At 37.6% G+C, this 13,227-nt stretch carries 12 protein-coding genes and 1 riboswitch; of the genes, 11 read left to right on the top strand and 1 reads right to left on the bottom strand.

The genetic code is table 11. From position 1 onward, the window contains the following. The first annotated feature begins 18 nt into the window (after window positions 1–18). From IGL36_RS06855 to IGL36_RS06820, 8 genes are all read left to right on the top strand, one after another. Window positions 19–672, top strand: a complete 654-nt coding sequence (locus IGL36_RS06855; RefSeq protein WP_002365693.1) for a CPBP family intramembrane glutamic endopeptidase — start codon at window positions 19–21, stop codon at window positions 670–672. 184 nt (window positions 673–856) lie between these two features. After that, a complete protein-coding gene (gene topA / locus IGL36_RS06850; RefSeq protein WP_002357484.1) occupies window positions 857–2,935 on the top strand; it encodes a type I DNA topoisomerase in 2,079 nt (692 codons plus the stop codon). Window positions 2,936–3,042: 107 nt separating this feature from the next. After that, a complete protein-coding gene (trmFO, locus tag IGL36_RS06845; RefSeq protein ID WP_010716995.1) occupies window positions 3,043–4,350 on the top strand; it encodes an FADH(2)-oxidizing methylenetetrahydrofolate--tRNA-(uracil(54)-C(5))-methyltransferase TrmFO in 1,308 nt (435 codons plus the stop codon). A 211-nt stretch (window positions 4,351–4,561) separates the two neighbouring features. Beyond that, window positions 4,562–5,461 carry a tyrosine recombinase XerC gene (xerC, locus tag IGL36_RS06840; protein ID WP_002398307.1) on the top strand — a complete coding sequence of 300 codons (900 nt, stop codon included), beginning with the start codon at window positions 4,562–4,564 and terminating at the stop codon, window positions 5,459–5,461. A 28-nt stretch (window positions 5,462–5,489) separates the two neighbouring features. After that, a complete protein-coding gene (gene hslV, locus IGL36_RS06835; RefSeq protein WP_002357489.1) occupies window positions 5,490–6,038 on the top strand; it encodes an HslVU peptidase proteolytic subunit in 549 nt (182 codons plus the stop codon). A 14-nt stretch (window positions 6,039–6,052) separates the two neighbouring features. Continuing rightward, the gene (gene hslU / locus IGL36_RS06830) at window positions 6,053–7,456 is read left to right on the top strand and encodes an ATP-dependent protease ATPase subunit HslU (protein WP_002360239.1); all 1,404 of its coding nucleotides are present in this window, start codon (window positions 6,053–6,055) and stop codon (window positions 7,454–7,456) included. Between the two features lie 20 nt (window positions 7,457–7,476). Beyond that, entirely contained in the window at window positions 7,477–8,259 is a 783-nt protein-coding gene (gene codY / locus IGL36_RS06825; protein WP_002357492.1) for a GTP-sensing pleiotropic transcriptional regulator CodY, read from the top strand. A 33-nt stretch (window positions 8,260–8,292) separates the two neighbouring features. Next, window positions 8,293–9,168 (top strand): aldose 1-epimerase family protein, encoded by an 876-nt coding sequence (locus IGL36_RS06820; protein WP_002391795.1) that lies wholly within the window; start codon window positions 8,293–8,295, stop codon window positions 9,166–9,168. 41 nt (window positions 9,169–9,209) lie between these two features. On the opposite strand, the gene plsY is transcribed toward IGL36_RS06820, so the two are convergent. Continuing rightward, entirely contained in the window at window positions 9,210–9,839 is a 630-nt protein-coding gene (gene plsY, locus IGL36_RS06815) for a glycerol-3-phosphate 1-O-acyltransferase PlsY (RefSeq protein ID WP_002360243.1), read from the bottom strand. A gap of 205 nt (window positions 9,840–10,044) precedes the next feature. Beyond that, window positions 10,045–10,204: riboswitch (cobalamin riboswitch) on the top strand. Window positions 10,205–10,322: 118 nt separating this feature from the next. Here plsY and IGL36_RS06810 point away from each other — a divergent pair. The 3 genes from IGL36_RS06810 to IGL36_RS06800 are packed head-to-tail and all read left to right on the top strand — an operon-like array spanning window position 10,323 to window position 13,115. Further along, the gene (locus tag IGL36_RS06810; protein WP_002382345.1) at window positions 10,323–11,351 is read left to right on the top strand and encodes an ABC transporter substrate-binding protein; all 1,029 of its coding nucleotides are present in this window, start codon (window positions 10,323–10,325) and stop codon (window positions 11,349–11,351) included. Next, on the top strand, window positions 11,344–12,351 hold the full coding sequence (locus IGL36_RS06805) for a FecCD family ABC transporter permease (protein WP_002361862.1): 1,008 nt from the start codon (window positions 11,344–11,346) through the stop codon (window positions 12,349–12,351). Before IGL36_RS06810 ends, IGL36_RS06805 begins: the two co-directional genes overlap by 8 nt. Continuing rightward, a complete protein-coding gene (locus IGL36_RS06800) occupies window positions 12,348–13,115 on the top strand; it encodes an ABC transporter ATP-binding protein (protein WP_002365688.1) in 768 nt (255 codons plus the stop codon). Before IGL36_RS06805 ends, IGL36_RS06800 begins: the two co-directional genes overlap by 4 nt. The last annotated feature ends 112 nt before the right edge of the window (window positions 13,116–13,227 follow it).

Below are 13,227 nucleotides of genomic sequence, written 5' to 3'. Positions count from 1 at the left end.
GTAGTTAGGAGTGTCTAAATGGAAACGGTTGTTAGAAAAAGATGGTTGTTTGGTATGCAGCTACTGGGCTTTTTGATTTTGGATCAAATTCCTTTGATGATGGTCTCAGTTGTTCAATTTTCTACAGAAAATTTTTGGTTTCGCTTTGTTAGTGGATTAGTGGCTGTTGGACTTGGTGCCTATTTCGTCTATCTATTTGTTGCTTTTTTGAAAAAGAAAAAGCTCATAACTTGGACTTTTTTAGGAATCAAAGAAACCTTGCCAGTGGTCTTGTTAGGTTTGGTGATAATCTTTTGTGTGGGAATATTTGGTGATTTCTTATTACGTCTGGAAGGACTAGAGACGACCTCTAACCAACAAAGTGTTGAAGAAATTGTCCAAGCCATTCCTAAAGGGCTTATACTTATTTTTGCAGGTGTGATTGGGCCAATTTTCGAAGAGGGAATTTTTCGTGTCGGGATTCAAGCGTTTTTCAAGCCAGCTTCAAAAATAGGCATACTCGTTTCTTCTATTTTATTTGCACTTGTGCACACGCCCACAGATATAGGTAGTTTTATTATTTATTGGGGCATGGGTTTAGCGTTAAGTTGGGTCTATCTACGCACGGGTCGCTTTGAAGCTGCTGTCTTGACTCATTTTGTTTGGAATGTTATAGGTATTTTAATGCTTTAGGATAAAATCTATAAATCATAGGCATTTTTTATTTATAAATTCGGACAGTCAAACAGAAATGACAGAAATGTTAGAAAGCCTAGTCTTGACAAACCTGTTCTATATAGCATATGATGTATTACGATTTGTGCGTTTTTTACATATATTATATAGTAGGAAAGCGAACGCGAAAGGAGCTAATTGAATGGCCTATAAGTATCTCGTGATTGTAGAATCACCTGCCAAAGCCAAAACAATTGAAAAATATCTAGGAAGAAACTACAAGGTGGTTGCCAGTGTTGGTCACATTCGCGATTTACCAAAAAGTAAAATGGGGATTGATATTGAAAATAATTATGAACCTCATTATATTTCGATTCGCGGAAAAGGCGATGTCATCAAAAGTTTAAAAGCGGCTGCAAAAAAAGCTGAAAAAGTCTATCTCGCAGCCGATCCGGACCGAGAAGGTGAAGCAATTGCTTGGCATTTAGCTTATCTTCTTGGCCTTGATTTAAAAGATAAAAACCGTGTGGTATTCAATGAGATCACTAAAGAAGCGGTAAAAGCGGCATTTAAAGAACCTAGAACCATCAACGTTGATTTAGTTGATGCACAACAAGCACGGCGCATTTTAGACCGTTTAGTCGGATACTCGATTAGTCCTATTTTATGGCGTAAAGTCAAAAAAGGTTTGAGTGCTGGTCGTGTGCAATCTGTTGCTTTAAAAATGATTATTGATCGAGAAAATGAAATTCGAGAATTTAAACCTGAAGAATATTGGAGCATTGATGGGAATTTCCAAAAAGGTCGCAAGAAATTCAAAGCAAATTTCTGGGGCGTAGATGGTAAAAAGAAAAAATTACCAAATGCAGAAGCGGTGAAAGAAATCACTTCTCGGATTGACGGTAAAGATTACGATGTTACAAAAGTTGAGAAAAAAGAACGGAAACGTAATCCTGCATTACCTTTTACAACCAGTAGTTTACAACAAGAAGCGGCACGTAAATTAAATTTCCGTACCCGTAAAACCATGATGGTTGCGCAACAATTGTATGAGGGAATTGCTTTAGGGAAACAAGGCACTGTGGGGCTGATTACATACATGCGTACAGACTCAACCAGAATTGCCGATTCCGCCAAAGCAGAAGCTGCTGAATTCATTGAAAAGACCTACGGAGATGAGTTCTCAGCACATGGCGGCCGCAAAGCAAAAAATACGCAAGGTGCACAAGATGCCCATGAAGCGGTTCGTCCGTCAAGCGTTTTAAGAACACCTGATGAAATGAAGAAGTATTTAGATAAAGATCAATTAAAATTATATACTCTTATTTGGTCGCGCTTTGTAGCTAGTCAAATGACACCAGCGATTTTAGATACCATGAAGGTCACGCTTCAACAAAACGGCGTAACGTTTATTGCCAATGGCTCCAAAGTGAAATTTAAAGGGTTTATGCAAGTATATGTTGAAGGTCGCGATGATGGTAAAGAAGACAAGGAAAATATTTTACCTGAATTAGTGGAAGGTGACGTTGTTAAATCGGTCGATATCGAACCGAAACAACACTTTACTCAACCACCGGCTCGTTTTAGTGAAGCCACGTTAATCCGGACTTTAGAAGAAAATGGTGTGGGCCGACCATCAACGTATGCGCCAACATTAGAAACCATTCAACGGCGTTATTACGTGAAGCTAACCAATAAACGGTTTGAACCAACGGAATTAGGTGAAATTGTGAATTCTCTAGTTTCAGAGTTTTTCCCACAAATTGTCGATACACATTTTACAGCGACAATGGAAACGGACTTAGATAAAGTCGGTGAAGGCCAAGAAAAATGGGTTGAAGTTGTCGATCGTTTCTACAAGCCCTTCGAAAAAGAATTAACAAATGCCGAAGAAAAGATTGAAAAAATCCAAATTAAAGATGAACCAGCAGGCTTTGACTGCGAACTATGTGGACATCCAATGGTGATTAAACTGGGTCGCTACGGAAAATTTTATGCATGTAGTAATTTCCCAGATTGTCGGAATACAAAAGCGATCGTTAAAGAAATTGGCGTGACGTGTCCTGTGTGTCACGAAGGACAAGTTATCGAACGCAAATCAAAGAAAAATCGGATTTTCTATGGCTGTAGTCGGTACCCAGAGTGTGACTTCACTTCTTGGGACAAACCAGTAGGCCGACCATGTCCAAAATGTGGGCAATATTTAGTAGAGAAAAAAGTTAAAGGCGGCAAACAAGTCGTTTGTATCAATGGCGATTATGAAGAAAACGTCCAAAAATAAGAAAAATTGAGACCGAAGAATTTACTTCGGTCTTCTCTTTTAGTAAAATGAATTGAGTTTGTAAGAGACAGCTCTTAACTTCTTGACATAGAAAGGAATTTTTATACATGACAAAAAAAGTCACAATTATTGGTGCCGGTTTAGCCGGAAGTGAAGCGGCATGGCAAGTGGCCAATGCTGGCGTACCAGTTGATTTATATGAAATGCGCCCTGTCAAAAAGACACCAGCGCATCAAACAGAAAATTTTGCAGAGTTAGTTTGTTCTAATTCATTACGTGGAAATAGTTTAACCAATGCGGTAGGTGTTTTGAAAGAAGAAATGCGCCGTTTAAATTCAATCATTATTGGTAGTGCAGATCAAACCGTTGTACCAGCTGGCGGCGCCTTAGCAGTTGACCGTGATTCTTTTTCTGAAACAATCACTGAAAAAATTAAAAGTCATCCATTAATTACAATCAAAAATGAAGAGATCACCGATATTCCGGAAGGGATTGTAATTATTGCAACGGGTCCCTTAACCTCTGAAAGCTTATCTCAAAAAATTCAAGAATTTAATGGTTCTGAAGGCTTTTATTTTTACGATGCAGCAGCACCAATTATTGATAAATCAACAATTGACATGGATAAAGTTTATTTAAAATCTCGTTATAACAAGGGGGAAGCGGCTTACTTAAATTGTCCGATGACTGAAGAAGAGTTCAATGCTTTTCATGAAGCACTAGTCAATGCAGAAGTGGTTCCTTTACGCACGTTTGAAAAAGAGAAGTTTTTCGAAGGCTGTATGCCCATCGAAGTAATGGCGCAACGTGGCATTAAAACCATGTTGTTTGGCCCAATGAAACCTGTCGGACTAGAAGACCCTAAAACAGGTAAACGCCCTTATGCTGTAATTCAATTACGTCAAGACAATGCTGCAGCTTCTTTATACAATATTGTTGGTTTCCAAACGCATTTAAAATGGGGTGAACAAAAACGAGTATTCCGTATGATTCCGGGATTAGAAAATGCTGAATTTGTTCGCTATGGCGTCATGCATCGTAATAGTTTTATGAATTCTCCAGAGTTGCTAAAACCAACCTACCAATCAAAAAAACGTGACGATCTGTTTTTTGCTGGACAAATGACTGGTGTTGAAGGATATGTTGAAAGCGCGGCAAGTGGTTTACTCGCAGGTATTAACGCAGCTCGTCTTGCCAAAGGGGAAGAGCCGATTGAATTCCCTCGCGAAACGACTTTAGGAAGTATGGCTTATTATATTACACATGCAGAAGGCAAACATTTCCAACCAATGAATGCAAACTTTGGGCTTTTCCCAGAGTTACCTGAACGAATTCGTGACAAAAAAGAACGCTATGAAGCAATTGCTAATCGGGCCTTAGATGTCCAAGCTCAAGTTATCCAATCTTTAGACTAAATTAGAAAAAATATGAGAAAAGACTGAGCATCATTGCTAAGAAATGCGATGATACTCAGTCTTTTAATTTTTAGAAAAAAATAACAAAAGCTAAAGAATAGTTAAAATTGTGAACATATTTAGAAATATTGATTAAATTCTGACAACTTAATTGTCTTTTGAAAAAGGTTATGCTAAAGTTACTTTGTAATCGAATGAGGAGGGCTATCACATGGAAGAAAAGAATTGGCCTGAGTTATTTGCTCGTTATCTTATTGTCGAAAGAGGCTATTCAGAAAAAACAAAAAAAGCATATCAAGAAGATATACAACATTTTTTTTCGTTTTTAAAGACTTCAGGTAGTGACAATTATTTGACTGTGGAACATTTGGATGTTCGGGCTTATTTGAGCGAATTATACGATCAGGAATATAGCCGCAATTCGATTAGTCGAAAAATTGCCAGTCTGCGTTCTTTTTATCAATTCTTATTAAAAAATGAAGCAATCCAAGAAAATCCTTTTTCCTATGTTCATATGAAAAAGAAACAGTTACGGTTGCCCCGTTTTTTTTATGAAAAAGAAATGGATGCATTATTTGAGAGCGCACAAGGTGAGCAACCTCTTGATTTGAGAAATCAAGCGTTGCTAGAAGTTCTGTATGGGACTGGCATTCGGGTCAGTGAATGTGCGAACTTAACGGTGGACGCAGTTGACTTTCAAGCTTCTGTTTTATTGGTTCACGGAAAAGGAAATAAAGACCGCTATGTGCCTTTTGGTTCATTTGCACAAGACGCCTTAAAGGATTACTTAGAGAATGGCCGCGCGCTATTAATGACAAAATATCAAAAAAAACATCCGTATGTCTTTGTTAATCATCATGGTGAACAAATCACGCCAACAGGGATTGAATATGTCTTAAACCAACTAATTAAAAAAAGTTCATTAAATGCGGAAATTCATCCCCACATGTTACGCCATACATTTGCGACACATTTATTAAATAATGGCGCCGATATGCGGACAGTTCAAGAATTATTAGGACATGCTAATTTATCAACAACTCAGATATATGCGCATGTGACAAAAGAAAGTTTACAAAAAAATTATCGAACGTTTCATCCTCGTGCATAATGGAGGGAAACGTCTAGGAGGAACAATAATGGTTGAATCACAATTTCACTCTACAACAATTTGTGCAGTCGAAAAAGATGGAAAATTTGCAATGGCTGGTGACGGCCAAGTAACAATGGGCGAATCTGTCGTTATGAAAGGTACAGCCAAAAAAGTGCGCCGTATTTACAATGATGAAGTCGTTGTCGGTTTTGCAGGAAGTGTGGCAGATGCCTTTACATTAGAAGAAAAGTTTGAAGGAAAATTAAATGAATACAACGGAAACTTAACGAGAGCTGCGGTTGAGTTAGCCCAAGAGTGGCGGACACAACAGTCTATGCAAAAATTAGAGGCTATGCTGATTGTGATGAATAAGGAAGAAATGCTCTTAGTTTCAGGAACTGGGGAAGTCATCACACCAGACGATGGTATTTTAGCAATTGGTTCTGGCGGTAATTTTGCTTTGTCCGCTGCAAGAGCCATGAAAAACTTTGGCGATAAAGAAATGCCAGCGAAAGAGATTGCTAAAAATGCCTTAAATATTGCTGCAGATATCTGTGTATTTACGAATCATAATATCATTGTAGAAGAATTATAAGCGAGGGAAAATCCATGAATGAATTAAACAAAACACCAAAAGAAATAGTCAAAGAACTAGATCAATATATTGTTGGACAGCAAGCTGCCAAAAAATCAGTGGCGGTAGCTTTACGTAACCGCTATCGTCGCTTGCAATTAGAAGAAAATATGCAACAAGATATTACGCCTAAAAACTTACTAATGATTGGACCAACAGGTGTTGGTAAAACTGAGATTGCTCGTCGTCTCGCAAAAATTGTCAATGCGCCTTTTGTAAAAGTTGAAGCAACCAAATTTACAGAAGTAGGCTATGTCGGTCGGGATGTCGAATCAATGGTTCGGGATTTAGTAGAAAATGCGATCCAAATTGTTGAAAAACAACAATACAGTCGCGTGTATGCGCAAGCGTTAAAAAAGGCCAATCAACGTTTAGTCAAAGTATTAGTGCCTGGAATTAAAAAAGAACAAAAACAGGCTGGCGGTAATCAATTTGAACAAATGATGAACATGTTTAACATGGCTCAGCAACAGCAAGAAGCACAAGAAGAAGTAACGGAAGATATTCGAACGAATCGCCGAACAATTTTGGAACAGCTGGAAAAAGGTCTATTAGATAATCGTGAAGTAACAATTGAAATTGAAGAACCGAAGAAAACGATGCCAGCTATGAACAATGGCCTAGAACAAATGGGTATCGACTTAAATGAAACGTTAGGCGCTCTGTCACCAAAGAAAAAAATCGAACGTACTGTAACGGTGAAAGAAGCACAAGAATTATTAGTGAAAGAAGAATCAGCAAAAATTGTCAATGACGCTGATATCCATAGTGAAGCGATTCGTTTAGCTGAATCAAGCGGAATTATTTTTATCGATGAGATTGATAAAATCACCTCTAAAAGTCAACAAAATTCGGGCGAAGTCTCTCGTGAAGGAGTACAAAGAGACATTTTGCCGATTGTTGAAGGCTCCCAAGTTAACACGAAGTATGGTCCTTTACAAACAGATCACATTTTATTTATCGCTTCAGGTGCTTTCCACTTGTCAAAACCAAGTGACTTGATTCCAGAATTACAAGGCCGCTTCCCAATTCGAGTTGAATTAGATGATTTAACGGCGGATGACTTCGTAAGTATCTTAACTGAGCCAAACAATGCTTTAATTAAACAATATGTAGCATTAATTGGCACAGAAAATGTTTCAGTCATCTTTACAAAAGAAGCAATTGAACGGTTAGCACACATCGCTTATGATGTAAACCGTGATACAGATAATATTGGGGCGCGTCGTTTACACACAATTTTAGAGCGTTTATTAGAAGATTTATTATATGAAGCACCAGATATGCAAATGGGTGAAATTACGATTACCGAAGCATATGTCAATGAAAAATTGAATGACATTGTTCAAAATGAAGATTTAAGTCGTTACATCTTATAAAAAAGGCTGGAGGAGAAAAGATGGCTACATTATTAGAAAAAACACGTCAAGTGAACGAGCTTTTGCAAAAAAATAATCTGTTTGACGTACAAGCAGAACTTCCGTACAACAAAATGGCAATGATTTTAGGGGATATTTTAGAAAGTAATGCGTATATTATTAGCAGTTCAGGGGATTTGTTGGGGTATACTGAAAAATTAGATGTTAATAATGCCCGTATCAAAAATATGTTTAAAGAGAAAAAATTTCCTCAAGGATACACCGAGGCCGTGGATATGCTCAAAGTAACCGAAGCAAATATTCCAATAGATAGTGATTTAACTGCATTTCCTTTTGAATCACGAGAGCTGTATCCGTTTGGGTTAACCACTATTGTGCCTTTGTACGGTGCTGGCAAACGCTTGGGTACGATTATTTTAGCGCGTGTTGAAAAATCCTTTAACGAGGATGATTTAGTGTTAGCTGAATATAGTGCGACCGTTGTCGGCATGCAAATTTTGTATCATCAATCCAGAACAATTGAAGCAGAAGTTCGCAGTGCGACTGCCGTGCAAATGGCCATCAACACTCTTTCCTATAGTGAATTAAAAGCCGTCCATGCCATTTTTGAAGCCTTAGATGGCGAAGAAGGTCGTTTAACTGCTTCAAGTATTGCAGATGAAATAGGCATTACTCGTTCCGTAATTGTGAATGCCTTAAGAAAATTAGAATCAGCTGGAATTATTGAATCACGTTCTCTTGGTATGAAAGGGACTTATTTAAAAGTATTAAATCAACAATTTATTAAAGAGTTGGAAAAATAAGCAATTGCTCGTATCAACTAGGAGGACAACGCAATGACTGTACAAATTGAAAATGAATTTCTAATCGCAACATTTGCTGAAGAAGGAGCAGAATTAGTAAGTTTACAATCAAAAGAAACCGGCATTGAATATATTTGGCAAGGAAATCCTGAATTTTGGGCCCGCCATGCGCCCGTACTTTTTCCGATTGTCGGTCGTCTAAAAGAAGATACGTATATGTACCAAAATCAAGCGTATCATTTAACTCAACATGGTTTTGCTCGTGATCAAGTATTTGATGTGATTGAAAAAGGTGGAGAAGAAGTTTCTTTTTCACTAAAATCAACAAAAGAAATCAAGAAGAAGTATCCTTTTGATTTTGAACTAGTGATTACTTATACATTAGAACACCAAGAATTGACTGTAAACTACCAAGTAGAAAATACAGGGAAAGAAGAGATGTATTTTGGGATTGGTGGTCATCCAGCCTTTAATGTACCTTTAGAATCTTCACTAACGTTTGAAGATTATTATCTAAGTTTTTCACCTAAAAAATCACGGACACAAATTCCCTTAGCAGGCCCGTTTATTGATTTAGCGAATAAAACGCTAGCCCAAACGAATACCAGCTTTGACTTAACGCATCAATTATTTGAAAATGATGCAATGATTTTTGAAACAAAAGGTCAAACAGCGATTACAATTGCCACAGACGAAAGTGAGCATCAAGTCACTTTGAGTTATCCAGAAATGCCTTTTGTGGGGATTTGGTCACCGACACCGAAAGAAGCGCCTTTTGTCTGTATCGAACCTTGGTGCGGGATTGCTGATGCTGTCGACGCAACTGGCCAACTTGCTGAAAAATTTGGCATCAATAAGTTACCAGCTAACGAACTATTTAAAACACAGTATATGATTAGTGTAAAATAAAGAAAAAGGCTGTGAACATTATTTGTTCACAGCCTTTTTCTTTATTTTTTTGCACGTAAGCCAAAAGAGAGGCGACTTTCTGTTCCATTTTTAATTCGCTGAATGTTTTCACGATGACGGACAAAGATAAAAGTAGTCAAAGCAATCGCAATCACGGTTAATAACCAGTTAAATGTTGGTAAAATAGCTGGGACAGTGAAAGGCAAAATAATAGTAGAAAGTGTAATTAGTACAGCGCTAATCATACTTGTTAAACTCACCATACTGGTTAGATACAGACAAATCACAAAAATAAGAGCAGAATAAATAAAAAATGTGGGGCTGTATGCTAATAACATGCCAGCGCTAGTGGCTACGGCTTTACCACCTTTGAAATTGGCAAAAATAGGGAAGGTATGCCCTAAAACAGCTGCTACCCCAAAGAAGAGCGGATTCACGCCTTGTAAACCAAACAAATAGGGTAATGAAGTGGCTAACGTTCCTTTCAAGATATCCATTAATAATACCGTAATTCCGGCAGGTTTCCCTAAGACACGAAATGTATTGGTTGTTCCTGTATTCCCACTCCCAAATTGGCGTATATCTTTTTTAAAGAAAAGTTTACCAATCCAAACACCTGAGGGAATTGAACCTAATAAATAGGCAACAAGTAACAAAATGACGATTTTCATCAAGTTAACCTCTTTCTTATTCAAACTAGGATTTATTTTATCATGAATAGAAAAACGGAACAACGTCTAATAACTAAAACAAGAAAAGTTTTTCTTTTGCTTGAGGAAGCGTTGACAAATGGTTGATAACCGTTATAATAAATGTGTGTCATTAGACAAAGACGTCTAATCACTGGTTTGAAAATTAGTTATCAACGAAGATACAATATATATGTACTTATGAAGTGTCAGGGAAAGAGGTGCGAATCCTCTACAGACCTACCTACTGTATGGTGGATGAAACCAATAAGACCACAGATTATTCTGGAAGGATTGGGAGTAAGAAGAAGCTAAGTCAGGATACCGGCTTGATAAGTCTAATCATTCTTTTGTAGGAAAAAGAAGGGGCTTTGAAGATAACTGGCTGAGTATATCATTAGCATAGTTAAGTGACTGCTTTTTTTCTATTGGAGAAAAAAGTGGTTTTTTTGTATTGTTTTGACGTTGAGACAAAGGAGGTTCATTTCAGAAAATTTTCCCCAAAATAAAATAGACGAATGCGAGGATGAAAAAATGAAAAAATTTACTTTAACAATGATGACTTTAGGTTTAGTAGCAACACTTGGCTTAGCAGGGTGTGGTAAACAGGAAAAGAAAGCAACTACCTCTTCTGAAAAAACAGAAGTAACGTTACCAACCAAAGACCGTAGCGGCAAAGAAATTACTTTACCCAAAGAAGCAACCAAAATTATTTCCCTAGTACCATCAACAACAGAAGTGATTGAAGACTTAGGTAAAACCGACCAATTAATCGCAGTTGATACTCAAAGTAGCACAATGATGACTGATTTAAAAAAATTACCACAAATGGATATGATGGCTGTCGATGCCGAAAAATTGATTGCCTTGAAACCACAAATTGTTTATGTGAATGACATCAATTTAGCTAGCTCAGAAAGTGTTTGGAAACAAGTGGAAGATGCTGGAATTACAGTCGTTAATATCCCCACTAGTACAAGCATCAAAGCAATCAAAGAAGACGTCCAATTCATCGCGGATAGCTTATCTGAACATGAAAAAGGACAAAAGTTAATCAAAACAATGGATCAAGAAATCGACGAAGTAGCCAAAATTGGGAAAACTATTAAAAAACCAAAAACTGTTTTGTTTGAAGTGGCTGCCTTACCAGACATTTATAGTTTTGGTAATGGGACATTTTTAAATGAAATGATTGAAACAATTGGGGCAAAAAATGTTTTGGCAAATGAAAAAGGCTGGTTACCAGTGACAGAAGAAGCGGCCATTGCTGCAAAACCAGAAGTCATTTTAACCAATGTTAACTATATGAAAGATCCCGCCAAAGAAATTTTAGCTCGTAAAAACTGGGAAAGCGTTCCAGCAGTTCAAAACAAAGAAGTTTTCGAAATCGATAACATGTCTAGCTCTTTACCAAATAACCACATTACCAAAGCATTAAAACAAATGGCAAAAGCTGTTTATCCAGAGGAATATAAGGATTTAAAAGATGAGTAAAAAAACGTGTCTCATACTGATGCTCTTGATCAGTATGAGCATGCTCTTTTTGGGTATTAAAATTGGAAGTGTTCAGATTTCGTTAACGGATTTGCTTCAAATTTTAGTGAAAAAGACGGTTTCAGAAGACGGGATTTTAGAAGGAATCATCTGGAATGTTCGGTTACCGCGTGTCGTGATGGCCTATCTCGTGGGCGCAGGCTTAGCAGTAAGTGGCACGGTGATGCAATCGCTCTTAGGTAATCCTTTAGCTTCTTCGTATACTTTGGGCGTATCAGCGGGAGCATCCTTAGGCGCTGCGTTAATCATGGTAACTGGAGTAACTGCTTCGATCTTAGGGGCATTTTTATTGCCTTTAACTGGTTTTATCTTTGGCTTAGCAACGGTCTTTTTAGTTTTGTTATTTACGCAAACAATGGATAGTCAAATGTCCAATCAAACAGTTGTTTTAGTGGGAATGATTATGACCTTGTTTGTCGGTGCTATTTTGACGTTGATTACAGCACTTTTCCAAGATTATTTGAAACAATTAGTCTTTTGGCAAATGGGTAGTTTTTCTGGCAGTAATTGGCAAAAAATTGCTATTTATTGTCCAATCTTGCTTGTCAGCAGTCTGTTTCTTTGGTTTGATGCCAACGCATTGGATGTTCTCGGTTTAGGAGAAGAACATGCGATGTTAGCGGGAGTAGAAGTCAAAACAGCAAAACTACGCATTATTCTTTTGGCTAGTTTACTAGCAGGAAGTGCGGTTTCATTTGTCGGTGTGATTGGTTTTGTTGATTTAATAGCACCACATATTGTCCGTCGCTATTTAGGGGCGACTCATCGCTGGCTGATTCCCGGTTCAGCAATCTTAGGTGGGACCATCATGGTAATAGGGGACACAATTGCTCGCACGATTTTATCACCAAGAGAAATTCCCATCGGGGCCGTAACAGCCTTGATTGGAGCGCCATTCTTCTTGTATATTTACTTTAAAAAAAGGGGCGTTGCTGCATGATTGAATTAAAAGAAACAGCTGTAACGCTCCAACAAACCCCCATTTTAAAAGATATTTCCCTCGTTTTTCCGACAGGTAGTAAAACTTGTATTTTAGGTCCAAATGGTTGCGGTAAAACGACACTTTTAAAAACGATTGCCGGACTTGTCCCTTATAGTGGTTCTGTTTTAATTGATGGTCAAGAAGTTCATGGACAAAAGCGGAAGGAATTGGCAACGAAAGTAGCGATGATGAGTCAATTCACGACAGTTGCTTTTGATTATACGGTTTACGAAACAGTTTTGATGGGGGCGTATCGACAACAAGCACAACGTTTTTTACCTATTGTTTCTAAACAAGAAAAAGAACGAGTCCTTTATTATTTAGAACGCACGGGTTTATTGCCTTTAAAAGATAAAGTTGTCAATCAGCTTTCAGGAGGACAACAACAACGAGTATTTTTGGCTAAATTATTTGTACAAGATCCAGAAATTATTTTATTGGATGAACCCAATAATCATTTGGATATTCGGTATCAACAAGAATTGATTCAGCAGTTAAATGAGTGGAGTGCGCAAGAAGGGAAAACGTTAATCGGGGTGTTTCATGATATCCGTTTAGCGTTAACGCTAAGTGAAAAAATTGTGTTTATGAAGCAAGGGAAAGTGGCCGCGCAAGGTGATTTTCAAACGTTGGCTTCCAAAGAATTTTTACAAACGATTTTTGAAACAGATATTGTCTCCTATTTTCAGAAACAACATAAAGTTTGGGAAACTATTCAATAATTTTGACAAGTTTTTTGGAAACAGGTAAGATAAAGGCAAAGAAGCAGAAACACAATGGCGTGTTTTAACAAATCGGCAAAGGAGCCCAAGACTAAGTACGTGATGGTACTTG

The sequence above is a fragment of the Enterococcus sp. AZ011 genome, assembly GCF_050548355.1.
Taxonomy (GTDB): Bacteria; Bacillota; Bacilli; order Lactobacillales; family Enterococcaceae; genus Enterococcus; species Enterococcus faecalis.
Note: the sequence above shows the minus strand (reverse complement) of the source record. Positions and strands in the feature narration are given on the sequence as shown.

Bases quoted from the DNA above. Each gene is read 5' to 3' on its own strand.
- IGL36_RS06805 (WP_002361862.1), top strand. From the start codon at position 11,344: ATGAGTAAAAAAACGTGTCTCATACTGATGCTCTTGATCAGTATGAGC.
- plsY (WP_002360243.1), bottom strand. From the start codon at position 9,839: ATGAAAATCGTCATTTTGTTACTTGTTGCCTATTTATTAGGTTCAATT.
- hslV (WP_002357489.1), top strand. From the start codon at position 5,490: ATGGTTGAATCACAATTTCACTCTACAACAATTTGTGCAGTCGAAAAA.
- IGL36_RS06800 (WP_002365688.1), top strand. From the start codon at position 12,348: ATGATTGAATTAAAAGAAACAGCTGTAACGCTCCAACAAACCCCCATT.
- IGL36_RS06820 (WP_002391795.1), top strand. From the start codon at position 8,293: ATGACTGTACAAATTGAAAATGAATTTCTAATCGCAACATTTGCTGAA.
- hslU (WP_002360239.1), top strand. From the start codon at position 6,053: ATGAATGAATTAAACAAAACACCAAAAGAAATAGTCAAAGAACTAGAT.
- xerC (WP_002398307.1), top strand. From the start codon at position 4,562: ATGGAAGAAAAGAATTGGCCTGAGTTATTTGCTCGTTATCTTATTGTC.
- codY (WP_002357492.1), top strand. From the start codon at position 7,477: ATGGCTACATTATTAGAAAAAACACGTCAAGTGAACGAGCTTTTGCAA.
- IGL36_RS06855 (WP_002365693.1), top strand. From the start codon at position 19: ATGGAAACGGTTGTTAGAAAAAGATGGTTGTTTGGTATGCAGCTACTG.
- topA (WP_002357484.1), top strand. From the start codon at position 857: ATGGCCTATAAGTATCTCGTGATTGTAGAATCACCTGCCAAAGCCAAA.
- trmFO (WP_010716995.1), top strand. From the start codon at position 3,043: ATGACAAAAAAAGTCACAATTATTGGTGCCGGTTTAGCCGGAAGTGAA.